26 protein-coding genes are annotated in these 23,706 nt (G+C 42.2%); 18 read left to right on the top strand and 8 right to left on the bottom strand.

Translation table 11 applies throughout. The annotated features are described in order from the left end of the window. Nucleotides 1-6: 6 nt before the first annotated feature. A complete protein-coding gene (locus ACFQ3S_RS03360; protein WP_377161235.1) occupies nt 7-213 on the top strand; it encodes a hypothetical protein in 207 nt (68 codons plus the stop codon). A 94-nt stretch (nt 214-307) separates the two neighbouring features. On the opposite strand, the gene ACFQ3S_RS03355 is transcribed toward ACFQ3S_RS03360, so the two are convergent. The 4 genes from ACFQ3S_RS03355 to gyrB form a co-directional block, all read right to left on the bottom strand. Continuing rightward, nucleotides 308-979 (bottom strand): hypothetical protein, encoded by a 672-nt coding sequence (locus tag ACFQ3S_RS03355; protein ID WP_377161233.1) that lies wholly within the window; start codon nt 977-979, stop codon nt 308-310. Next, nucleotides 976-1,638 (bottom strand): hypothetical protein, encoded by a 663-nt coding sequence (locus tag ACFQ3S_RS03350; protein ID WP_377161231.1) that lies wholly within the window; start codon nt 1,636-1,638, stop codon nt 976-978. Before ACFQ3S_RS03350 ends, ACFQ3S_RS03355 begins: the two co-directional genes overlap by 4 nt. Next, nucleotides 1,635-1,973 (bottom strand): PadR family transcriptional regulator, encoded by a 339-nt coding sequence (locus tag ACFQ3S_RS03345; RefSeq protein ID WP_377161229.1) that lies wholly within the window; start codon nt 1,971-1,973, stop codon nt 1,635-1,637. The genes ACFQ3S_RS03350 and ACFQ3S_RS03345 overlap by 4 nt, the downstream gene beginning before the upstream one ends. Before the next feature lie 156 nt (nt 1,974-2,129). Then, nucleotides 2,130-4,088: a DNA topoisomerase (ATP-hydrolyzing) subunit B gene (gyrB, locus tag ACFQ3S_RS03340; protein WP_377161227.1), complete on the bottom strand. Its 1,959-nt coding sequence runs from the start codon at nt 4,086-4,088 to the stop codon at nt 2,130-2,132. A gap of 150 nt (nt 4,089-4,238) precedes the next feature. Between gyrB and ACFQ3S_RS03335 the strand changes: the two genes are divergently transcribed. Continuing rightward, the gene (locus ACFQ3S_RS03335) at nt 4,239-4,850 is read left to right on the top strand and encodes an OmpH family outer membrane protein (protein WP_377161225.1); all 612 of its coding nucleotides are present in this window, start codon (nt 4,239-4,241) and stop codon (nt 4,848-4,850) included. A gap of 204 nt (nt 4,851-5,054) precedes the next feature. Further along, the gene (locus ACFQ3S_RS03330; protein WP_377161223.1) at nt 5,055-5,528 is read left to right on the top strand and encodes a nucleoside deaminase; all 474 of its coding nucleotides are present in this window, start codon (nt 5,055-5,057) and stop codon (nt 5,526-5,528) included. Nucleotides 5,529-5,600: 72 nt separating this feature from the next. Here the strand turns inward: ACFQ3S_RS03330 and ACFQ3S_RS03325 are convergent, their stop codons facing one another. The 4 genes from ACFQ3S_RS03325 to ACFQ3S_RS03310 are packed head-to-tail and all read right to left on the bottom strand — an operon-like array spanning nt 5,601 to nt 7,102. Next, a complete protein-coding gene (locus tag ACFQ3S_RS03325; protein WP_377161221.1) occupies nt 5,601-5,882 on the bottom strand; it encodes a SelT/SelW/SelH family protein in 282 nt (93 codons plus the stop codon). Next, on the bottom strand, nt 5,879-6,328 hold the full coding sequence (locus ACFQ3S_RS03320; RefSeq protein WP_377161219.1) for an RNA-binding S4 domain-containing protein: 450 nt from the start codon (nt 6,326-6,328) through the stop codon (nt 5,879-5,881). Before ACFQ3S_RS03320 ends, ACFQ3S_RS03325 begins: the two co-directional genes overlap by 4 nt. A gap of 14 nt (nt 6,329-6,342) precedes the next feature. Then, nucleotides 6,343-6,663 (bottom strand): hypothetical protein, encoded by a 321-nt coding sequence (locus ACFQ3S_RS03315; RefSeq protein WP_377161217.1) that lies wholly within the window; start codon nt 6,661-6,663, stop codon nt 6,343-6,345. A gap of 4 nt (nt 6,664-6,667) precedes the next feature. Further along, on the bottom strand, nt 6,668-7,102 hold the full coding sequence (locus ACFQ3S_RS03310) for a hypothetical protein (RefSeq protein WP_377161215.1): 435 nt from the start codon (nt 7,100-7,102) through the stop codon (nt 6,668-6,670). 90 nt (nt 7,103-7,192) lie between these two features. Between ACFQ3S_RS03310 and ACFQ3S_RS03305 the strand changes: the two genes are divergently transcribed. From ACFQ3S_RS03305 to ACFQ3S_RS03235, 15 genes are all read left to right on the top strand, one after another. Further along, complete coding sequence (locus tag ACFQ3S_RS03305; RefSeq protein WP_377161213.1) at nt 7,193-8,011, top strand: 2,3,4,5-tetrahydropyridine-2,6-dicarboxylate N-succinyltransferase; 819 nt, start codon at nt 7,193-7,195, stop codon at nt 8,009-8,011. 44 nt (nt 8,012-8,055) lie between these two features. Further along, nucleotides 8,056-8,451: a four helix bundle protein gene (locus ACFQ3S_RS03300; RefSeq protein WP_377161211.1), complete on the top strand. Its 396-nt coding sequence runs from the start codon at nt 8,056-8,058 to the stop codon at nt 8,449-8,451. Between the two features lie 12 nt (nt 8,452-8,463). After that, nucleotides 8,464-9,591: a glycosyltransferase family 4 protein gene (locus tag ACFQ3S_RS03295; protein ID WP_377161209.1), complete on the top strand. Its 1,128-nt coding sequence runs from the start codon at nt 8,464-8,466 to the stop codon at nt 9,589-9,591. Then, nucleotides 9,584-10,150, top strand: a complete 567-nt coding sequence (locus ACFQ3S_RS03290) for an L-threonylcarbamoyladenylate synthase (protein ID WP_377161207.1) — start codon at nt 9,584-9,586, stop codon at nt 10,148-10,150. Before ACFQ3S_RS03295 ends, ACFQ3S_RS03290 begins: the two co-directional genes overlap by 8 nt. Nucleotides 10,151-10,613: 463 nt before the next feature. After that, nucleotides 10,614-10,976, top strand: a complete 363-nt coding sequence (locus ACFQ3S_RS03285) for a response regulator transcription factor (protein WP_377161205.1) — start codon at nt 10,614-10,616, stop codon at nt 10,974-10,976. Nucleotides 10,977-11,163: 187 nt separating this feature from the next. Further along, complete coding sequence (locus ACFQ3S_RS03280) at nt 11,164-14,232, top strand: tetratricopeptide repeat protein (RefSeq protein WP_377161203.1); 3,069 nt, start codon at nt 11,164-11,166, stop codon at nt 14,230-14,232. Nucleotides 14,233-14,252: 20 nt separating this feature from the next. Then, the gene (locus ACFQ3S_RS03275) at nt 14,253-16,118 is read left to right on the top strand and encodes a hypothetical protein (RefSeq protein WP_377161201.1); all 1,866 of its coding nucleotides are present in this window, start codon (nt 14,253-14,255) and stop codon (nt 16,116-16,118) included. A 41-nt stretch (nt 16,119-16,159) separates the two neighbouring features. Then, the gene (locus ACFQ3S_RS03270; protein ID WP_377161199.1) at nt 16,160-17,392 is read left to right on the top strand and encodes an SPOR domain-containing protein; all 1,233 of its coding nucleotides are present in this window, start codon (nt 16,160-16,162) and stop codon (nt 17,390-17,392) included. Beyond that, entirely contained in the window at nt 17,392-18,108 is a 717-nt protein-coding gene (locus ACFQ3S_RS03265) for a MotA/TolQ/ExbB proton channel family protein (RefSeq protein ID WP_377161842.1), read from the top strand. The genes ACFQ3S_RS03270 and ACFQ3S_RS03265 overlap by 1 nt, the downstream gene beginning before the upstream one ends. Continuing rightward, entirely contained in the window at nt 18,108-18,506 is a 399-nt protein-coding gene (locus ACFQ3S_RS03260; RefSeq protein WP_377161197.1) for an ExbD/TolR family protein, read from the top strand. Before ACFQ3S_RS03265 ends, ACFQ3S_RS03260 begins: the two co-directional genes overlap by 1 nt. A gap of 3 nt (nt 18,507-18,509) precedes the next feature. Further along, a complete protein-coding gene (locus tag ACFQ3S_RS03255; protein ID WP_377161195.1) occupies nt 18,510-19,331 on the top strand; it encodes an energy transducer TonB family protein in 822 nt (273 codons plus the stop codon). A 256-nt stretch (nt 19,332-19,587) separates the two neighbouring features. After that, on the top strand, nt 19,588-20,928 hold the full coding sequence (locus ACFQ3S_RS03250; protein ID WP_377161193.1) for a bifunctional folylpolyglutamate synthase/dihydrofolate synthase: 1,341 nt from the start codon (nt 19,588-19,590) through the stop codon (nt 20,926-20,928). A 145-nt stretch (nt 20,929-21,073) separates the two neighbouring features. Beyond that, on the top strand, nt 21,074-22,072 hold the full coding sequence (gene mgrA / locus ACFQ3S_RS03245; protein ID WP_377161191.1) for an L-glyceraldehyde 3-phosphate reductase: 999 nt from the start codon (nt 21,074-21,076) through the stop codon (nt 22,070-22,072). Next, complete coding sequence (locus ACFQ3S_RS03240) at nt 22,072-23,052, top strand: Gfo/Idh/MocA family protein (RefSeq protein ID WP_377161189.1); 981 nt, start codon at nt 22,072-22,074, stop codon at nt 23,050-23,052. Before mgrA ends, ACFQ3S_RS03240 begins: the two co-directional genes overlap by 1 nt. 38 nt (nt 23,053-23,090) lie before the next feature. After that, the gene (locus ACFQ3S_RS03235; RefSeq protein WP_377161187.1) at nt 23,091-23,609 is read left to right on the top strand and encodes a DUF2911 domain-containing protein; all 519 of its coding nucleotides are present in this window, start codon (nt 23,091-23,093) and stop codon (nt 23,607-23,609) included. Nucleotides 23,610-23,706: the final 97 nt, after the last annotated feature.

Below are 23,706 nucleotides of genomic sequence, written 5' to 3'. Positions count from 1 at the left end.
ATTACTATGAAGTTTGTAATAGATATTGAGAAAAGTAAAGTGTCAACTCTAATTTCGTTATTGAATGACCTTCCCTATGTTAAAACAAAGCCTTTAACTTCCTATAAAGCCAAAGTTTTAGAAGATGTTAAAGAAGCTGTTGATGAACTTAATTTAGTAATATCAGGCAAATTAAATGCCCGTAATGCAAACGAATTACTAAATGAGTTATAACGTCAAGTTTCTTCCCAAATTTGAGAAAGAACTAAAACGCCTGGCTAAAAAATATCCGTCGATTAAAACTGACTTTGCTTTACATCTACAATTACTAAAAGAGAATCCTACTCAAGGCACTTGGATTGGTAAAAAACTCTTGGCTATACAGCCTGATGAAATTAACTGTATTAATCAGAAGCATCATGATCATGAAAGTACTAAGTATGGCGCTTACTGCATTTAATGTGCATAAGTGTTTAGAATTAACGTTTGAAAAGCCATTAAAACATACAGGGATAATAAAACTGGCTTTTACAACAAAGAAAGTGATTTTAACAGAACGTTTTTTCCCTTTATAAATTAGATATAGATGATGTATGGATATTAATATCAGCGGCAACAAACCAATAAAAGCCGGGAAAACCGCACGTATGAGGAACTCAGTTTTGCCTATAGATAAGTAGGTTATTAAAGCATATGCTACAATAGTAATAAAAATAACAGGAAACTTAAACAGAGATAATAGGCCAGAATAATATTTACTGGTTAAATTCCATATTAGCATACCTGCCCTTTGCCTTTCTGTAGCCCTTAGTGATTTAAAACTCATAAAGCTTTCATTAAGGGTTTGCAAAGCAAGGATTTCGAACGGCAAATCACTTTCTTCATGATGCTCTAAAGCCGTTATTATGTGGTCGTACACTTCTTCAAACGTCTCCTGATATTTTACTTTACGCCAAATCAAGTTTCTTACAAACGCTTTTTCCTCATCAGTTACCTTCATAACGCTACCTTTAATTTGCTTTCCATACGGTAGAGCCTGATAAAACTTAACCCGAAAACGAGATAGAACATAACTAAGGCAGTTATCAATAACAGGTGCAAGGTGTCGGGTGCTTTTAAACGTAGACGATCGGTGATTAAATGAGGATTGATAGCATTGTAGAGTATTACGCCATAAATACCTATCAGGTTAAACATGTTGTTTTTAATGGAAGGCTTTCCTGCTTTTCCATAAGCGTTATGGAGCATACGAAAACCAACTATCAGCGTAGGTGCCAGCATAATGCAAATGGCAATTAATAATACAACACTCAACAACTTAGTGCTGGCCAAATTATAAACAGCAACCGCGGTAATGGCCGTATAAATACTTAAAGGAAACTTAAAAAACGCTGTTGCAAAATATAATTGCTTTTTGGAGATTTGATCATGAATGATTTTTGCCCGCTTTTTTTCCATTACAGGTAATTGAGATAAGCCACCAAAATCGGCATCGAGTATGGCGCGCACCTTATCTGCAAAGGCCATATTCAAACTATCATGTTGCACTTCCAGTGCAGTTATCACATGATCGTAAACTTCGCTATAGGTTTCCTGGTATTTGGTATAATCAGTTAAAATTAGCTTTAGTTCTTCCTGCTGTTCTGCTGTAATGATCATGAGGTGTGCGGTTTAAGGTTTAATAAGGATTGCAATTGTTGAATAAAATCCTGAGCTTCCTGTAACTTGGTGACGACTTGTTGCCCTCCCTGCTCGGTTAGGCGGTAATATTTACGTACCCGGTTATCCACAATTTCGTTAAAAGTTTCCAGCAAACCTTCAGCCTCCAATTTGTGCAGAGCCGGGTATAACGCACCTTCGGTCAGTTTCATTTCACCAGCGGTTAGCTCTTTTACTTTTTGGGTAATTTCATAACCGTACATCTGCTCGTTATCCTCCAGTAACTTGAGGATAATAGTTTGCAAGGTTCCTTTTAATAATGGACTTGTGCTCATGGAAGCAAATTTATAATAATTTTATATACATAAGAAAACTATGTATATAATTTTTTAAAAATAAAAGCCCCGATTGCTCAGGGCTTAGTATATCATTTATACAAATATCGCTTCTTGCCTCGCAAAAATGCAAAATCAGACAGCAATCAATGTCACTTACGCATCAATACGCGCGTACTTAGCGTTCTTCTCAATAAACTCACGGCGCGGGGCAACTTCATCACCCATTAGCATGCTGAACGTATGGTCGCAGTCGGCAGCACTTTCAATAGTGGCCTGGCGCAGGGTACGGGTAGCCGGGTTCATGGTAGTGTCCCAAAGCTGTACATCGTTCATTTCACCCAAACCTTTGTAACGCTGCACGTGTACGCTGTCTTCTTTACCGGCACCTTTAATACGGTTTACAGCGGCAACACGTTGCTCGTCTGTCCAGCAATATTCAAACTCCTTACCCTTTTTAACCAGGTAAAGCGGCGGCGATGCAATATACACATAACCGTTTTCCACCAATGCACGCATATAACGGTAAAAGAAAGTAAGGATCAGCGTGGTAATGTGTGAACCATCCACATCCGCATCCGTCATAATCACAATTTTATGGTAACGCAGCTTGGTAATGTTCAGCGCCTTATCATCTTCAGGAGTACCTATGCTCACGCCCAGGGCGGTAAACATATTCTTGATCTCCTCGTTTTCGTAAATTTTATGCTCCATGGCTTTTTCCACGTTCAGGATTTTACCCCTCAATGGCAAAATGGCTTGAAACTCACGTGCACGACCTTGTTTAGCCGTACCACCTGCCGAATCGCCCTCTACCAGGTAAAGTTCACAAACCTTAGGATCGCTGTTGGCACAATCGGCCAGTTTACCCGGCAAGCCCGAACCGCTCATGACGCTTTTACGCTGAACCATTTCGCGGGCTTTACGGGCAGCCGCACGGGCGGTAGCCGCTAAAATCACCTTATTAACGATCAATCTCGCCTCTTTGGGATTTTCTTCCAGGTACATGCTCAAAATTTCGCCTACCGCAACGTTAACGGCGCCACTCACCTCACTGTTACCCAGCTTGGTTTTAGTTTGACCTTCAAACTGCGGCTCGGCCACTTTAACCGATATAATAGCGGTTAAGCCTTCCCGGAAGTCATCACCCGTAATATCGATCTTAACATTCTTCAGCAAACCCGATTTATCGGCGTAAGCCTTTAAAGTACGGGTTAAGCCCATCCTAAAACCGGCTACGTGTGTACCGCCTTCAACAGTATTAATATTGTTTACGTAAGAGTGTACGTTTTCGGTATAGGTATCGTTATACTGCAAAGCCAGTTCAACCGGGATACCTTGCTTATTACCCTCTACATAAATAGGCTCGGGAATAATGGGTGTACGGGTTGCATCTAAAAATTTAACAAACTCCTTTAAACCACCTTCCGAATAAAATTGCTCGGTCAGAAAAGAGCCGTCTTCTTCAGGATAACGCTCATCACACAAGGAAAGCTTAATACCTTTATTTAAGAAAGCCAGCTCGCGTAAACGACCTGCCAGGGTTTCGTACTTGTACTCGGTAGTAGTAGTAAAAATCTCGGCATCGGGCGTAAAAATAATGGTTGTGCCGGTAGTGTCGGCCTCACCAATCACCTTTACATCGTATTGCGGCTTACCTTGCACGTACTCCTGGGAAAAGATCTTGCCTTCGCGGCGTACAATAGCCTGTAAGTGAATGGATAAAGCGTTAACGCAACTTACACCCACACCGTGCAAACCGCCCGATACCTTGTAGGTATCCTTGTCGAATTTACCACCGGCGTGCAGCACGGTCATTACCACCTCTAATGCCGAGCGTTTTTCTTTAGTATGCATGGCCGTAGGTATCCCACGGCCGTTATCCTGCACTTCAATTGAATTGTCGGGTTTGATGAAAACCTTTATATCATCGCAATGACCGGCAAGCGCCTCGTCAATGGAGTTATCAACCACCTCATAAACCAGGTGGTGCAAGCCTTTAACACCCGTATCACCAATATACATGGAAGGTCTTTTGCGTACTGCTTCCAGTCCTTCCAAAACCTGAATATTATCTGCTGAATAATTTGATCTGTCCTGAATTTCTTCGCTCATGTTTAAGTTTAAAAATAACTAACAAATGTACGCATAATTAAGCATATAGCCAGTGGTGTTGATAACTTGACGGGTCATTAACCAGTCAGGAAAAACATTAGGATAGTGGTAACGAAATTATATATTTGTGAAATTTTTTAATTGATTAAGATGAAAACCCCGGCTTCGATGATATCGAAAATTACTTTAGGCTTATTGCTGGCAGGAAGCTTAGCCGCCTGCAACCAAAACAAATCCGCAGATAAGGCAGCTCCGGCTACAACTACTGCAGCAACCACCGTTAATGGCGTTAAAGCCGAAGAAATTGTATTTGTAAATTCGGACTCGTTACTAACCAAGTATGATTACTTTAAAGACATGAGTTCGCGCCTGGAGAAAAAAGGCAAACAGGCACAGGCCGACCTGGTAAGTAAAGGCCAGGCTTTTCAGCGCGAGGTGGCCGAATACCAGAAAGCCGCTGCTACCATGCCTGCCGACCAGCGCCAAACTACCGAACAACGTTTGCAACGCAAGCAACAAGAGTTACAGGCCTACCAGCAAAACGCAGGTGCCCAGGTACAAAATGAGCAGGCCGGAGAGCAAGCTAAGCTTTACGAAAAAGTGGCCGAGTTTTTAAAAGTATATGCTAAAGATAAAGGCTACAAAATGGTAATGACCTACCAAAAAGGTAACAGCGGTATTTTATACGGCGATGCCAGTTTGGATATTACCAGCGATGTGGTTAAAAAATTGAACGAAGCTTACGCTAAGGACAAGAAGTAATAATAAAGAGTCAAGAATAGAGAGTCAAGATTCAAGACTAAAATAATTTGTCATCTCGAACGATAGTGAGAGATCTTGTTTGAACGGACTACAGCTTACCTGTCACCCAAAACAAGATTTCTCGTTATCACTCGAAATGACATTTTTTGTTTATGATAAAAATCAAGCCCTCCCTCCTGGGGAGGGTTGGGAGGGGCTTCTTTTATGGAAAACGATTATAAATTTATGCGCATGGCCATTGCGCTGTCTGAAAAAAATGTGGCCGAGGGTCTGGGCGGTCCGTTTGGTGCCGTTATAGTAAAAGGAGACCAGGTAATTGCCGCCAGTGCAAATACAGTAGTACCTACCAATGACCCTACTGCGCACGCGGAAGTGTCGGCCATACGCCTGGCCTGCCAGCAATTGAACACCTATAGTTTGGAAGGCTGTGTAATATACACCAGTTGCGAACCCTGCCCCATGTGCTTTGGTGCCATTTACTGGGCCCGGTTAGATAAGATCTATTACGCCAATACCAAAGCCGATGCCGCCGCAATAGGGTTCGACGATCATTTTATTTATGACGAGTTAGACCTCCCAATTGACGAACGCAAGCTACCGGTAGTGGAGCTGCTGCGCGACGAAGCACTGGGAGCTTTCAGGGCCTGGGGAGCGCACGAAAGAAAGACGCATTATTAAGAAAGAAACAAGATATAAGAAACAAGAGCCAAGATTTGGATAGATGCCTATCTTGGCTCTTGTTTCTTATATTTACTTTTTGCCTTCCGAATGTCCCAGGCTTTTTTCCGGCGCTACCACATCGCGTACCAGTTGCTTTAACTCTTTGATTTCCGGGAAACGGCCCGCTTGTTTTCGGTTGAAGATCTCCTGACCATCCACATATATAATGTAACTGCCGCTTATCTCACTCGGTTGCAGCAATACGCCATGTAGTTCATCGGTAAAAGTAGTTAATAACTCCTGCGCCATGTAAGCCGCACGCAGCATCCAGCCACATTTAGGGCAATACTCTATGCTGATGGTGGGCTTCATAAGGTATCTTTCCCTGCACTTTCATCTTCTGCTCCCCCTTCAGGGGGCTGGGGGGCTGTAAAAAAACCGCCCTGCAAATCATCAATTTCACGTCGGTCGCGCTTGGTAGGTCGGCCCGCACCACGGTCGCGGCTTAGCACCGGCGCATGAAACATGCTTTTGTAAGCCGTAGTTTGCTCCAGCGGGGTAATATCTTCGTAAAACATTACAGCGGTTTTAGCATCGGTACGGCTTTCCAATAGGCCGGTTACTTTAAGTACTTTTCGTTCCAGTCCTTTCGATACATTGTACACCTCGCCTACTTTCACTTCGTGCGATGGTTTGATATTGGTACCGTTCAGCTTTACACGCCCGGCCTTACAGGCATCAGATGCCAGCGTACGTGTTTTAAACAGGCGTATGGACCATAGGTATTTATCTATTCGGAGTTTTTCTTTTTCAGGCATTTATAGTTATATTATTAAGCCGACGCTTTTTGTGGCTTATTTCTAAATTTTATAAAAAGTATTTCTGCAATAAATCCATAAATCACACAGTCAATGACAACAGCTGCAATATAAAACCAACTCATGGATATACCCAATTTTTCAAGAAAGAGTAATCCGGGCAAGGCTATGATCTTAAAGATTAATACAATAGTTGCAACGATAATACGGATGAAAAAATTATTACTGTCACCACTTTCTACATTTGCAAAAGCTACGAAATAGCCTAAGAATGCAATGAATAATAGTATTGATATAGTAAATGCTAATCTTGAATACTTAATCTTATTAAGCATAGTTTTAATCTTTGGGAATACGACTTTTAATCAATGACCAAATTATATCTCCTAAAAAAAGTATCTGGGCAATAATAAAACCTCCGGTTGCTATAAGCAGTAACCTACCACTTTCAATGAATGAAGATGAAGTGCCGTAAGAATAATAAGTAAGTGGATTATAAATCAGCCAAAATGAAATAGCAAATATCAAGGTTAATGTATAATGCAACAGACCTATTGCAAGATTCAGGGGTCTCAATAGCTTAGTAAATAGGAAGTATATTAATGCAATTAATATAAAGAAAGCACTTGTTAAATACATTAAATGGGATCCAGCAACTACAAAGTAAGTGTCATGCATATTGATGTCAACTTCTTTTGCCAGATTAAAAAAACCTATTATCAGCAGGCACAAACCGCTAAGCAAAAACAGATATTCGGCTTTCAAAAATTTCATTTATTCACTTGTAAGTTTAATCGTTATGCTTATGTAACTATCCTTTGCCAAATCTGCTTAAAATTCCCTTTATTTGCGAAAAGTTTATACATGGCTGCTACATTAAAAAAAATGATCGAGGATGCCTGGGAAGACCGGGGCTTGCTTAACATGAACGAATATATCAATGCGGTTGAAACCGTTATTGAGCGCCTGGACAAGGGCGAAATTCGCGTTGCGGAACTGATTTCCAACCGCTGGCACGTAAACGACTGGATTAAAAAAGCGGTGATCCTGTACTTCCCTATCCGCCAGATGGAAGAAGTAAGAGTTGGTCCGTTTGTGTTTCATGATAAAATGAAACTCAAAACCGATTATAAAAAAACAGGCGTACGTGTTGTTCCTCATGCTATTGCCCGTTATGGCGCTTATTTAGCTAAAGGGGTAATCATGATGCCATCGTACGTAAACATCGGCGCCTATGTAGATGAAGGCACCATGGTTGATACCTGGGCCACGGTAGGCTCTTGTGCGCAAATTGGTAAACATTGCCACTTAAGTGGTGGTGTAGGTATTGGCGGCGTGTTAGAACCCGTACAAGCTGCACCGGTTATTATTGAAGATAATTGCTTTATTGGTTCACGCGCTATTGTGGTAGAAGGTGTATATGTAGAAAGCGAGGCCGTATTGGGTGCCAACGTGGTACTAACGGCATCAACAAAAATAATTGATATAACCGGCCCAGAGCCCGTTGAATACAAAGGCCGCGTACCTGCCCGCTCGGTAGTTATACCTGGTTCGTACACCAAAAAGTTCCCGGCCGGCGAATACCAGGTACCCTGCGCCCTCATCATTGGCAAACGTAAAGCTTCAACCGATAAAAAGACCTCCTTAAACGATGCATTGCGGGAGAATAATGTAGCGGTGTAGGGTGTTGGTTAGTTATTAGGTTATTAGGTTATTAGGTTATTAGGTTGAACTCATTTGAGGATTTGGAGGTTTGGAAACATGCGAGGCTTTTTAGAAATGCAATACATGAAACCGCCTCCAAATTCCCAAAAGAAGAAACATACAGGTTAACCGATCAAATTATCCGCGCTTCACGCTCAATTACTGCTAATATTGCCGAGGGGCTTGGGCGTTTCCACCATCAGGAAAATATTCAGTTTTGCCGGATGGCTCGTGGCTCCCTAATTGAGATACTAGATCATTTAATTTGTGCGAATGATTGCGGCTATGTTACCAATGAACAACTCCAAGTTTATAGAAATAAGTACGATAATTGCTTAAAGTTATTAAACGGCTATATTGCTTACCTGAAAAAGGCTAAACAAGCCCAACAACAACCTAATAACTCAATAACCCAATAACTAACCTCCCAAATGATCATCGGGTACGATGCCAAACGAGCTTTTTTAAACAACACCGGCCTGGGTAATTATAGCCGGTGGTTAATTAAGGCTATGGCAACGTTTTATCCGGCTGAGCACTACAGGCTGTACACGCCAAAAACTAAGGATAATCAGCACTTAATTTTATTAAGCAAACTTTCCCATACCCAAACCATTACGCCATATAGTAAAATGTTATTATCGTGGTGGCGTACCAAGGGTATGGTTAAAAATTTGCAAAAGGATGGCGTGGAACTTTACCACGGCCTGAGCCACGAACTGCCTTTGGGCATTAAGCAAAGCGGTGTTAAAAGCGTACTCACCGTACACGACCTTATTTTTATGCGCTACCCGCAATATTACGGGTGGATTAACCGCATGATTTATACCACCAAGCTTAAATACGCCTGTAAAGCTGCCGATAAAATTATAGCCATTAGCCAGAAAACCAAAGATGACCTGGTGGAACTATTGCAGGTTGATTCCCATAAAATTGAAGTAATTTATCAAGGTTGCGACAAAGCATTTACGCTCTACCAAAGCGATGCACAGCGGGCATCCATCAAAAAAAAATATAAGCTGCCTAAACGTTTTTTACTAAGTGTTGGCACTATCGAAGAACGTAAGAACCTGTTATTGCTGGTTAAATCTTTATTGTACACCAAGAGCAGCATCCCTTTATTTATAATTGGAAAGCCTGCCAAATATTTGGAGCAGGTAAAGGAGTTTATTATCGCTAATAAATTAACCGACCGCATTACTTTTTTGCACAATGTCAGTTTTGTTGAATTAGCCTCCTTTTACCAATTAGCCACTATTTTTGTGTATCCATCGCGCTATGAGGGTTTCGGTATCCCGGTATTGGAGGCCTTAAACTCAGGAGTGCCGGTCATTGCGGCCACGGGCTCGTGCCTGGAAGAAGCAGGAGGGCCTGATAGTCTTTATGTGAACCCAAATGACGAACAAGATCTGGCTAAGAAAATCAACAAGATATGGAACACCCCTGCATTGAGGCAACAAATGATTGATAAAGGCTTTGAGTATGCCCATAATTTTGATGATGAAAAACTGGCTGCGCAACTCATGCAGCTTTACCAAAATACGTTAAACCATGCTTAAAGACGAGGTAAAAAAAGCTTTCGATATTGTACAACAAGGCGGTATTATCCTGTACCCTACCGATACTATATGGGGCATAGGGTGCGATGCCACTAATACAGAGGCTGTTAAAAAGATCTTCGCCCTTAAACAACGCGCCGAAGAAAAAAGCATGATTATTTTGCTGGATACCGAAAACAAGTTGGAAGGCTATGTACGCGATGTACCTGTCATAGCTTACGATCTCATCGAGTTTACCGAAAATCCTTTAACACTGGTAATGCCTGGTGCCAAAAATATATCGCCGGCATTAATCGCTGCCGATGGGAGCATTGGTGTACGGGTGAGCAAACATCCGTTTTGCCAGCAGCTAATACAACGTTTACGTAAGCCATTAGTATCAACATCGGCCAATATTAGCGGGCAACCATCGCCACAAAACTTTTCGCAAATAGCGGTTGAAATAACTAACGGGGTAGATTATGTGGTAGATATGGATCAGCACGACCTAACAGTTAAAAAACCCTCTACCATTATGCGTATTGACCCGAGCGGACTTTTCGAGTTTATAAGAAGATAATATTTGCTTGATAAAACTTTTAAACTGAACTTCAAAAAAACCGGTTCTTTGTATTGTAATATTTTTAAACAGTACAATGTCTTGAAAAAAGGGCGCAAAAGTGTGTCTTATAACATTTAATCAATATAAATGGGGTTACATTGTAAAGCATGTTAATAAAAATTTAAATTTTTTATTAAATCATCTCCTATGCTATTACTCACAGTTAATTAACTATTGTTTACAGCCATCATTATCTTTATAATATATAATATTACTAAATAATTATATTGTGTGATAGATTTTATAAAACATCATATCATAGCACATCCCCAATGTAAATTATTAAGATATGTTAAGAAGATCTTTTATAAATTTGGCTTACATATTGCAAACAGTTATGTAATTGTGGTAAAAAATGTTATTGAGTTTTAAGCCACCACAGTATTTTTTAGACAGATACGATGTATTACATAAAGCATTTATGAGCAGAATATTAGCAGTAGACGATGATAAAGACATATTGGAGGTACTTCAAATTATTTTAGAAGAATCAGGCTACCAGGTAAACACACTTTCCGACGGGCATCAGTTATTTGATTCGATATATAAACAACAGCCAGATCTTATTTTAATGGATATTATGCTGAACGGTCTTGATGGTCGTGACCTTTGCAAAAACGTAAAGCTTAACATTAATACCAACGGAATTCCGGTTATCATGATTTCGGCAAGCCATAACCTGTCCGACGTGTTAAAACAAGAATGTGCTCCCGATGATTTTTTAGCTAAACCATTTGATATTGACATTCTTCTTAGTAAAATTCAACGTCAGTTAGCCGCATAATTGCACAGCTATTAATATTTATGGCTAACTCCTATTAAATTATTTGTTTGAGGGTAAAGGGTTTGTTCTATAAAATTTACCCACATATACCATCTAATAGTTACTTTCGTTAAAATTTATGCAATCCGGGTTTGTTAAAACCTGTTACGGGTTGCATTTTTGCATTTGCTATTGTTAACCGCCCTCTATGATTAAACTAAAACTTATTGTTGCGTGTGCATTATTGTTAGGCACTGCCTCTGTTTATGCCCAGCAAAATGCTTCTTTCAATATATACAATACTTACCATACAGCTACCAACCTGCTTAAAAGCGGGAAATATGTGGCCGCTGCCGAACAGTTCAGGCTAATTGAGCAATCGGGCTTAAAGGCTGCCAATCAGCCGCAATTTGAAACCGGGTTTTCGCTCATTAAAGAAAACGCGCAATACTACGAGGCATTATGTGCACTGGAACTTAACAATGACGATGCGCTGGGCATGTTTCAGCATTTTATTAAAGAGCACCCCGAAAACCCATTATCTAAGCTGGCTTATTTTCAAATAGGCAAATCCTATTCCAAGCAGCAAAAATATGGCGATGCCTTATTGTGGTTCAACAAACTAAACGCCAACGAGCTTAACGGAAAAGAGTACACCGAATACAAATTCCGTAAGGGTTATGCCTATTTTGAAACAGGAGACTACCCGTATGCTAAAGACCTTTTTGGTGAAGTGAAAGATAAAAATTCGCCCTTTAGTGAGGATGCTACCTATTACTATGCCTATATTTCCTATTTAAATAAAGAATACCCGGTAGCGCTGCAAAACTTCGAGAAGTTAAAGAATTCGAAAAAATACGAAAACAGTTATCCCTATTATATTTCGGCTGTGTACTTTTTAGATAAACGGTATGATGATGTGATAAGTTATGCCGTTCCAATTTTAAATGTAACCAAACAGCAGCACGAAACCGAAATGCTGCGCATTGTAGGAGCATCTTACTTTGCTAAAGCCGATTATGCAAATGCCGTATCCTACTATAGCCGTTTCCAGGACCGCGACCTGGACAAAACCCAAAACACACAGGATAGCTATCAAATTGGCTATGCCTATTATAAAACGGGCAATGATGCCAGAGCCATTACCGAATTGGAAAAACTGGTTGGAAAAAATGATGTGTACAGCCAAAACGGCAACTATACTTTAGGTACCATTTTTTTAAAGCTTAACAATAAACAATCGGCCCGCAACGCTTTCCAAATAGCATCCCGACTTGATTTTGACAAGCAATTACAGGAAGACGCCTTGTTTGAATACGCCAAGCTATCCTACGAACTGGATTTTAATAACCAGGCCCTGGAAGCATCGCGCCAGTACCTGCGCACTTACCCGCGCTCCAAACGCCTGGATGAGGTAAAAACTTTATTAGGCGAAGCCTTACTCAACTCAAAAAACTATAAAGAGGCCGTTGAAACATTGGAGCCCATCATCGCAACTTCGCCTAACGCGGCAGAGGCCTATCAAAAGGTAACTTACTACCGCGGACTGGAGTTTTATAACGAGCGTGCTTTTGAAAATGCTATAGGCATTTTCCTGCGTTCGCTGCAACGCCCGCGCGATGAAAAAATAGTGGCCTTAACCACCTATTGGCTGGCAGAATCTATGTACGAGGTTCGTAAATACGGCGAATCGGTGGAGCAGTTTGAAGAGTTTTTGGCCAACCCGGAGGCTAAAGCATCGGGCGTGTATAATTATGCGAACTACGGCCTGGGCTACGCGGCCTTTGGCGATGAACAATATAAAAAAGCAGCTACTTACTTTGAGCGCTTTTTAGATGGGCAACCCACCGATAAAAATACCATTAATGATGCCCTTGCCCGCTTAGCCGACAGTTACTTTGTGCTGAAAAATTATAACTCGGCACTAAATTATTACGATAAGCTAATAACAAGCGGTAGTAAAAGCCAGGACTACGCCTTGTTTCAGCGCGGAATGATCCAGGGTCTGCAATCATCGCCCGATGCCAAGATCAGCACGCTGAACAATGTACTGAGCCGCTACCCGAATTCGGATTTTGCAGATGATGCAGCATTTGAGATCGCTTACACTTATTTCCTTAAAAATGAAAACGAGCGAGCCAAGGCCGACCTGCAAGCCATGACACAGAAATACCCTAACAGTAGCTATATGCCACGTGCGTTGGTTACTATGGGTTTAATAGACTACAATAATAACCAGGATGATCTGGCCGTAGAGTCGTTTAAAAAGGTAGTGCAAACCTACCCTGCTTCGGATGAAGCCAAGCAGGCCTTGAAACAAATTGAAAAGATCTACACCGATAAAGGCGACGCGCAAACCTTTATTAGCTACGCCACTACTACTCCAATTGGCAATTACAGTGCTGCCGAGCAGGAAAGCATTATGGCTACCGCTGCCAACAACCTATACTTAAAAGGAGATTGGGCGGGTACTGTAGCTGCGGTTAGCGCTTATTATGATAAGGCCAAGCGTCCAATTTACGACAAGCAAATGCGTTTCATCAGGGCGCAAAGTTTGGTGAACCTCAACCGTGCTACCGAGGCTATTGCCGATTATAATGTGATCCTGAATGACTGGACCAGTGCTTACACCGAAAAATCGCTCATTAGCATGTCCAAATTATATATGAACCAAAAGCGTTATAACGAAGCCGTGGTGTTCTTAAAACGTTTAGAAACCAATTCGGAATATAAAGCCGATTACAACTTCGCCATTAACAACCTGTTGCTTTGCTATGCCGAAATGGAAATGGCTGATGATGCCTTACATTATGTACAACTGGTACGCGAGAACGAAAAATCGGCCGAGGAAGATAAGTTTAAAACCGGGTTATATGCCGGCAAAGCCTACCTGCAAAAAGGCGATACCACTGCGGCCATCAAAGAACTTAACTATACGGTAAACAACACTAAAACCATAGCTGCGGCAGAAGCTAAGTACCATATTGCCAAAATTGAATATGAGAAAGGCAATTACAAGGCATCGCAAAAAACATGTTTCGATATTATAAACAAACTGGCTAATTATGATTATTGGGTAACTAAAACCTTTATTTTGCTGGCCGATAATTATGTGGCACTTAAAGATCCGTTTCAGGCCAAAGCCACTTTACAAAGTGTGATTGAAGGCTATAAAGGTGATGATGATATTTTGCCCGAAGCAAAAGCAAAATTGCAAAAACTAAACGATGCCAGCCCGGCACCGGCAACAAGCACCGAACCTAAAAAGGATAATTAAGCAACACCAAACCCATAGTTATGATAACCAGATTTATTTATATATTACTCCTAACAACCCTGGCGTTTGGTGTAGCGCCTGCCCGGGCACAAACCAGGCAGCCAGCCCAAAAACCGGTCATAAAACCATCTACAAATAAAACCACTGTTAAAACTAGCGTAACTAAACCGGTTGTTAAAAATACGGCCAAAGCCGCTGCTGCAAAATCATCGGCTAAAAAATTGGGTGAAGCAGCAGCTAAAGTAAAACAGGATACTACCAAAAAAGGTGGCCAGGCTAATACCGCCCCCAATAATGGCAGCCTATCCGAAGAAATTGTGGTGACCACCATTTACAAACCTGTACTGGCCGATGCTGTAAAGATCCGTCGTAACCCTAATTTGGATGATACACAGCCTTACAAAGCACCGGTTACCTATACCACTTTAGATAAGCGGGTAGAACAAAATACCAGTATCCGCCAGTTAGATGCCATGAAAATGCCTCTGGAACGCGACTCCATACTGGCTAACAACTTTGTACGTGCAGGTTTCGGAAGCTTACGTACGTTATTTGGCGAGGCTTACATTAATAACGGTGCCGATGAAGCCCTTCAGGTTGGCGCATTTGCCAAACACCTGAGCCAGCAGGGCTCCGATCTGGCCAAGCAAAATGAAAGCCGTACCGAGGCGGGCATATTCGGCAAAACTATAGGCGAACGTAATACGCTTACCGGCCGCGTAAACTATACCCGCCGTAACAATTATTTTTATGGCTACGATAATGCTTTGGTCACTGCGCCAATTGATCCGGCCAAACAATATTTTAATACCCTGAGTGCCGAAGGCGAACTGGCCCGCAACTTTCAGGATACCACCCGGGTACTTACCTATGCGTTGAAAGCAAACGGCTACCTGTTTAGCAACGCTTACAGTGCAAAAGAGAATAACGTGATCGTATCGGGCTATTTAAACCAAACCATTAACCAGTTTTATGCTGGCTTAGGAGCCTCGTTAGATGTGGCATCGCAAAAAGATGTGGCATACTCGCTAAACAACAGTTTTTTACGCTTAAACCCTTACTTAAAGTTTCAGGGCGATAATTATAAGATCGATGCAGGCGTAAACATGGTTAAAGAGTTTGGTTTTTCAAGTCGCTTTTTCATATTTCCGGCAGTTAAGCTGGAATATCAGGTAGTGCCCGAGTATGTCCGCTTGTTTGCCGAAGCTAAGGGAGATGTAAACCGCACTTCGCTGCGCAGTTTGTCTGAAATCAATCCATTTTTGAACCAAAACATCAACATTAAAAATTCGGTAGATAAACTGGATGTAGCCGTAGGTTTAAAGGGCCGCTTATTTGCCGGCCTCGGCTTTAAAGCGTCGGTATTCCGCAATAGCGTTTCCGATCTGCCTTTGTTCCTGAGTGCCATACAACCTATGGTGGCTAACCCCGCTATACCAACCGGAAATAACCGTTTTAACGTTGTTTATGATAATGGCAAGGCCCGGGTAACCGGTTTTAACGGCGAACTGGACTACAAGGCATCAGATAATTTGAACATTTTTGGCCGTGCCGAGTTCAGGGACTATAAATTAGCTACCCAAACTGAGGCCTGGAACTTGCCTAAATTTAAATTAACGGCCGGTACAGCCATCCATATTAGTAACAAGGTTGATATTAACGGCTCATTGTTATTCCGTGGTGCTGTAAAAGATGTTAATAGTGCCGGTCAGGTAGTTAGCCTGAAAGCATTTGCCGATTTAAACGGGGGCATAAACTACAAAGCCACCAAACAAATTTCGGTTTTTGTACAGGCTAACAACATCCTTAACCAAAATTATCAAACCTACCAGTATTACCGCAACTACAGTTTTAATATATTTGGCGGTGCGGGCTTCAGTTTTTAATTATATTTGCCGCTCTGTCAATTTAAATTTCGGTCACAAAAATGGATCTATCAGTTTACATCAGTGAGCTACTTAACGAACACGGCACTATAAGCATTCCACAAATTGGTGTGTTTAAGCAAGTTCGCATGAGGGGACACTATAATGCTGATGAAGGCAAGCTGTATCCTCCTTACTATCAAACAGATTTTGAGTTTAAACCGGTTGATGACGATTCACTGTTGCACTATATTACCCAAAAAAGCAAGGTTTCACCCAATTCAGCTAAGTATTTTTTAGACCGCTACTTACACAATATACTTCAGCAGGCCGAAATTGGAGAGGTTTTGTTAGGTAGAATTGGCTGGATCTCGAAAGAAGGAGAGCTACTACAGTTTAGGCCTGCACCTGCCGTTACAGCTAATACTGCTGCGTTTGGCTTTGCTCCTGTTAGTATTAATGCCGAACCAGAACCCGAAAAAAAATTACCCGAAACGGTAGCCGAAACAGCCTTTGTTTCACCAACCGAACCTGTTTCACTACCAGTATATTCGGTTGAAAAAACCAATGTGCCCACCATAACTTCTGCAACCGGCACAACAGGAAGTTCATCCACCCTTTTAAGGCAACAAAGCAGTTTTAATACCCCAACATCAACTCCTAATACACCGGCACCAACTTTTGATATACCCCTTATAACCAACCAAGCCGAACCAAAGCATCCTTTTTATGCCAGGCCTTGGTTTTTTGCATTGGTAGCAGCTGTGGTAGTAACGGCATTGATCATTATTTTTTACCCGAATCCCGAGGGTAAAAGTACCAAAGAAGCTATTGCATTGGCACCAGCGCCAAGTATGGATTCGGTTGTGCTCAAAAAATCGCCTGGTTCTACCATTGTTCAACCAAATACGGTTACTAAAACCTTGCCGGCCGAAACTGTTATTGCCTTACCCAATAAACCTTTGCCGGCCTCAACCGAGTTTGCACCCGAGGTAGAAACACCGCCACAACCCGCTAAACCTGTACTGGTAAATACCAATAACTACCGTTTTGCGTTAATGAGTGGCGCGTTTAGCACCGAAAAAGCGGCCGAAAGAGTGGTTAGGCGTTACAAATCAATTAAGGTGGAAGCCGCCATTATTAAAAATATTAGCCGGAGCAAATACTTTAAAGTTACTTTAGGTTTCTTTAAAACATTTGCCGAAGGAAAGGCCGCCAAAATAAAGCTTATTAAAGATAAGCACTTGCGTGAGCACGACCTGTATGTAGAAACTTTAAAAAGAAAGAAAAAATGATGCTATTCATGCTGTTACAGGATACAGCTCAAAATGTTACCGATACTGTTAACCAAGCCATACAGCCCGTTACTACTGCCGCCGCCCCCGTGGTTGACGATCTGCGCTTCGGCGACCTGCTCATTAAAGGCGGATGGGTGATGATACCTATTGCCATATTAGCGGTGTTAGGATTGGTTATATTTTTTGAGCGTTTTTTTACTATCCGTAAGGCCGCCAAAGACGAATCGGACTTAATGGCTCAGATCCGCAGTAATATTACCTCGGGTAAATTAGATTCGGCCATAGCGGTGGCGCGTAATAGTAATTCACCCTTGGGCCGTATGCTGCAAAAAGGTTTGCTGCGTATTGGCCGCCCTATAAAAGATATTGAAGGTGCTATAGAAAACATAGGCAAAATTGAGGTGTCGAAACTGGAAAAGAATATCGGCATATTAGGTATTGTAGCCGGTATTGCCCCCATGTTTGGTTTCCTGGGTACCATTGCCGGTGTAATTAAGATTTTTTACGATATATCGAAAACTGATAACATCAGCATGGGTGTTATTTCGGGCGGTTTATACGTTAAAATGGTTACTTCGGCAGCCGGATTGTTTGTAGGTATTGTAGCTTACGTTTGTTACCATGTTTTGCAAATGATGGTGGACAAGGTGATCCTTAAACTGGAAACCGATGCTATTGAGTTTATTGACCTGTTAGAAGAACCCAGCCGATAATGAACCTGAGAAAAAAACATAACCGCGCATCTGCCGAAGTACATACCTCGGCCATGAATGATATTATGTTCTTTTTATTGCTGTTCTTTCTGATAGCTTCAACCGTTACCAATCCTAACGTAATAAAGCTGATGCTACCTAAATCGGCATCGGGCCAGGCGGTATCTAAAAAAACCATTACCGTATCGGTAACGCAGGATCTGCGGTATTATGTAGAAAAGAAAGAGGTTACGGTTGATGCTTTGCAAGCTACCCTTAACAGCTACAAGTCGTTGGCAACCGATCTGACGATTGTGCTGCATGTAGACCGCACCGTTGCCATACAGGATGTGGTGCAGGTAATGGATATTGCCCAAAAACTGAATATTAAACTGGTACTGGCCACCGAGCCCAAGTAATACATGATGGATTACCGCCGGCAAGACAATAATTACCCCAAAGCATTTTTAGCAACCGCTATTATTATGGCTTTGCTGATCGGTTTAAGTTATTTCATTGTTTTTCAGCATCCGGCTAAAGAAGAGGATGGTACCGGCGGTATCTTAGTTAACTATGGTACCGTTGACGAAGGGATGGGTGATGATTACATGAGCACCGAAGAACCATCGGTAGCCGAAAACGCCAATCAATCCAAACCCGATAAAGTTACACCTACCCCACCTACGGAAGAAGTTACGCCCACCGAAAACAGCAGTAAAGCTGTAGTTACGCAAACCAACGAAGATGCGCCCGAGATCAGCAATGATAAAAAGCCATCGCAAACGGTAGCTACCCAGCAAAAGCCCACTAAAGAACCACCCAAGGAAGTTATCAATCAAAATGCCTTGTATAAAGGCAAAACCAATAACGGCACCGGCGAGGGTGATGGAACAGGTAACAAGCCCGGTAACCAGGGAAAGCCTACAGGTAGTACCCTAACTAATGATTATACGGGTACTGGTTCGGGCAACGGCGGTAATCTAAACATGACTCAACGAAGCTTTATAAGTAAGCCTTCAGTAAGTGACAATAGTGGACGTGTAGGCAAAGTTGTTGTGGATATTAAAGTAGACAAGCAAGGCAATGTGATTTCTGCAAGAGCCGGTGGAAGAGGCACTAATTTATTTGATTCCAGCATTTTTAGTAAGTGCGAAGCTGCAGTTAAAAATGTGAGATTAAATGCTTCAGAATCTGCACCAGATACCCAAGAAGGTACGGTGATATTTGTGTTTAAGGTACAATAGTTGGTTGCCGGTTTTCTGTTGCCTGTTGTTAGAATTTCCCTTTTAAGTTTATAGTTTTACAACTTTAATTTATGTCATTGCGAGCGATAGCGTGGCAACCGCAAGCATACTTGTCTAAACAGAATTATTATGTTGTTAATTTTTAATAGTACTAATGAGCTCCCTAAGGTCGGTTGTACACGTCGCAATCACTCCTCGCAATAACATAGTTTTTAGCTTACAATCCATACGCCGCTTATGGCTATGAACCATTAACATGAACTACTCTCAAACCCTCAATTACCTTTACACCCAGCTCCCCATGTTTACCCGGGTGGGCGCGTCGGCTTTTAAAAAGGATTTGACCAATACTATTGAACTTTGTGAAAGGCTGGATAATCCGCAGCATAAATTCAAGAGCATTCATGTGGGAGGTACTAATGGTAAAGGTTCAACTTCGCACATGCTGGCGGCAGTGCTGCAAACAGCAGGTTATAAAACCGGCTTATATACTTCGCCGCATTTAAAAGATTTCAGGGAGCGCATCCGTATTAACGGAGAAATGATCAGCGAGCAGGAGGTAGTAGATTTTGTAGCCATTCATCAACCCGATTTTGAAGAAATTCAGCCTTCCTTTTTTGAGATGACCGTAGCACTGGCTTTTGATGCTTTTGCCCGGCACCAGGTAGATATTGCCATCATAGAAGTCGGTTTAGGGGGCCGCCTGGATTCTACCAATATTATCACACCTCTCCTATCTATCATCACCAACATAGGCTGGGACCACATGAACATGCTGGGCAATACCCTGCCTGAGATTGCTACCGAAAAAGCGGGCATTATAAAACTTGATATTCCGGTAATTATTGGCGAATACCAGGACGAGGTTGCAAGCGTTTTCACAACCAAAGCAACAACTGAAAATTCGGAGTTATTATTTGCATCTGATCAATGGGTGATAAAAGTAGAAACAAGAGACAAGAAACAAGAGACAAGAGGTGATAGCGAAGACGTTACAAAATGCAGTGAAATGCTAACAGTATCGCTGCAAAAAACCACTCACCATTCACCATTCACCACTCACTATCTCCAGCTCGATCTTACAGGCAACTATCAATTAAAGAATGTTAAAACGGTACTTTCTGCTGTAGATGAACTGCGTAAACAGGGATTTACCATTACTAATGAACAGGTAACCAATGCACTTGCACAAGTTAAAACACTAACCGGTTTGGCTGGTCGCTGGCAAACGCTAAGTACCCACCCGCTCACCATTTGCGATACCGGCCACAACCCCGATGGCATACAGGAAGTATTAAAAAATATAGCAGCCGTACCGCATCAGCAGCTCCATTTTGTAATAGGGATGGTGAACGACAAGGACATTACCAAAGTACTGCAAATGCTTCCTCAAAACGCCACTTATTATTTTTGCAAACCCGATATTCCCCGCGGATTGGAAGCTTCTATATTACAGGAACAAGCCATGGCTTTAAACCTGCATGGCCAAACCTATTCATCGGTAATAAACGCATTAAAAGCAGCACAAAGCAAAGCCGGGGACAATGATTTGGTATTTGCAGGTGGCAGCACCTTTGTAGTGGCCGAAATAGTTTAATATATTTACTGCTGTTGGTTCATGTGGGATGGCTCAAGGTTCATTGCAGGAACATACAGAGCGATTTAAATTTAATAGTACAACTTGCAATCCGGCCATGATCAATGAACCAATAACTAACAACTAATAATTCAATAACCAACTTATGACCTACTTGCCTTCGGCCAACCGTTACGAAACCATGCCTTACCGCCGCTGTGGCAATAGCGGTATATTATTGCCTGCCCTTTCATTGGGCTTATGGCATAATTTCGGCGGTGTGGATGTGTTTGAAAATTACCGCAAGATCCTTCACCTCGCCTTCGACAGCGGAATTACCCATTTCGATCTGGCAAACAACTACGGTCCGCCTTATGGCTCTGCCGAAGAAAATTTCGGGTATCTGCTCAAAAAAGATTTCAGCAGCCATCGGGATGAACTGATCATTTCGAGCAAGGCAGGCTACGATATGTGGCCTGGCCCTTACGGTAACTGGGGTTCTAAAAAGTACCTGGTAGCCAGTTTAGATCAAAGCTTGAAACGCATGGGGCTGGATTACGTGGATATTTTTTATCATCACCGGCCCGATCCTCATACACCTTTGGAAGAAACCATGCGAACTTTAGACCTGATTGTTCGCCAGGGTAAAGCTTTGTATGTAGGTATATCCAACTATAAAGCCGATGAGGCCAAAAAAGCTATTGCCCTATTAAAAGATCTGGGTACGCCTTGCCTCATCCACCAACCTAAATACTCTATGTTTGAGCGTTGGGTAGAAGGTGGCTTATTAGATGTACTGGAACAGGAAGGCGTGGGCTGCATCCCATTTTCGCCGTTGGCGCAGGGCATGCTAACTAACAAATACCTGCATGGCATCCCCGATGATTCGAGAGCGGCCAAATCAAGTGGGCACCTGCAAACTAATGCTATTACCGATGACATGCTCAATCAAATCAGGCAACTGAACGATGTGGCTATAAAACGCGAGCAAACTTTAGCACAAATGGCATTGGCCTGGTTAATGAAAGATGCACGGGTAACATCGGTACTCATAGGAGCCAGCAAGCCCGAGCAATTAGCCGATTCGTTAAAATGCCTGCAAAACACCAGCTTTACAACCGAAGAAATTAGCCAGATAGAAACCATTTTACAAAACAAACCCTAATGCAAACCATTAACTGGGGAATTATAGGCTGCGGCGATGTCACCGAAAAAAAGAGCGGACCGGCATTTAACAAAGTGCCCGGAAGTAAACTGGTTGCCGTAATGCGACGCGACGCCGGTAAAGCTGCCGATTATGCCCGCCGCCACCAGGTTAACCAATGGTATAGTGATGCTAATGAGTTGATTAATGCCGCCGAAGTTAATGCTATATATGTGGCTACCCCTCCCTCATCGCACCTGGAATATGCTATAGCTGCCCTGCAAAAAGGCTACCCGGTTTACGTGGAAAAGCCGGTGACTTTGAACGCTGCCGAAGCACAGCAACTGGCTGATGCGGTAAAGCAATACAACGGCAAATTAACAGTGGCTCATTACCGCCGCCGTTTGCCTATGTTTTTAAAGGTAAAAGAGTTATTGGAGCAACAGGCCATTGGTGATGTGCGCACGGTTCAAATGCGCTTATGGCAAAGCCGCAAACCCGCATTGGTAACCAACGGCTCGCCAAACTGGCGTACCCGGCCCGAATTATCGGGTGGTGGGTATTTTCATGACCTATCGCCTCATCAGTTAGATCTGATGTTGTACTTTTTTGGCGACCCGGTACACTACCAGGGCTTCGGGCTTAACCAATCGCATGCTACCGGGGCCGACGATCATGTAACGGGGTCTGTATTGTTTGAAAACAATGTGGTGCTTAATGGTTCGTGGTGCTTTAACGTAGCCGATACGGAGAATACAGACAGTTGTGAGATCATTGGCAGTAAAGGCAAAATCAGCTTTGCTGTTTTTGGAAATACAGTTACCTTGAAGAATGAGCAAGGTTTTCAAACTTTTAACTTTGAACAGCCCGAAAATATACAATACCCCATGATTACCAGCGTTGTAGCTTATATTAACGGTGAACAGGCAAATCCCTGCTCCATTGAAGAAGCCGTAACGCTCATGAAAATCATTGATGCATTTGCCGGTAAACCTCAATAAATAAATGTACTTTTATCTATCAATTGAAAATAAAAATCATGAAACAACTATTCAAATTAAGCCTGATCACAGGCCTTATTTTTACTGCTTTTACGGCTTCGGCACAAACCCCTAAAAAACCGCGCCCAAGCCCGGCCGATACGGTTAAAGCCACTACTAAAAGCGGTGTAGCTATCGAAATAGCCTATAGCCAACCATCGGTTAAAGGCCGTACCATTGGTACCGATATTGCCACTTATGGTAAAATATGGCGTACCGGCGCAAATGAAGCTACTACTATTGAGCTAAGTAAAGATGCTAAAGTGGAAGGTAAAACTTTAGCAGCAGGTAAATATGCGATATATACCATCCCCGGTGAGCAAGAGTGGGTGGTTATATTTAATAAAGGCATTAAAAACTGGGGTACCGTTTACAAAGAAGATGAAGACGTTTTACGCGTAACCGTAAAACCCGGAAAATCAAAAGAATTGGTTGAACAACTTAAATTTATGATAGAACCTACTGGCAAAGCTGGCTTTGCCTGGGGCGATAAGATGGTTATGTTTGCGGTAAAATAGTTTATAAACTATAAGTAAACAAAAGGCTTGGGCATATTTGCTCAAGCCTTTTGTTATTTACAGCTTAGCCTTATTTTTGAAGACCGTTTCCTGCAGT

Origin of the sequence: Mucilaginibacter terrae (genome assembly GCF_042679325.1) — a bacterium.
In the GTDB taxonomy this organism is placed as follows: Bacteria; Bacteroidota; Bacteroidia; order Sphingobacteriales; family Sphingobacteriaceae; genus Mucilaginibacter; species Mucilaginibacter terrae.
Note: the sequence above shows the minus strand (reverse complement) of the source record. Positions and strands in the feature narration are given on the sequence as shown.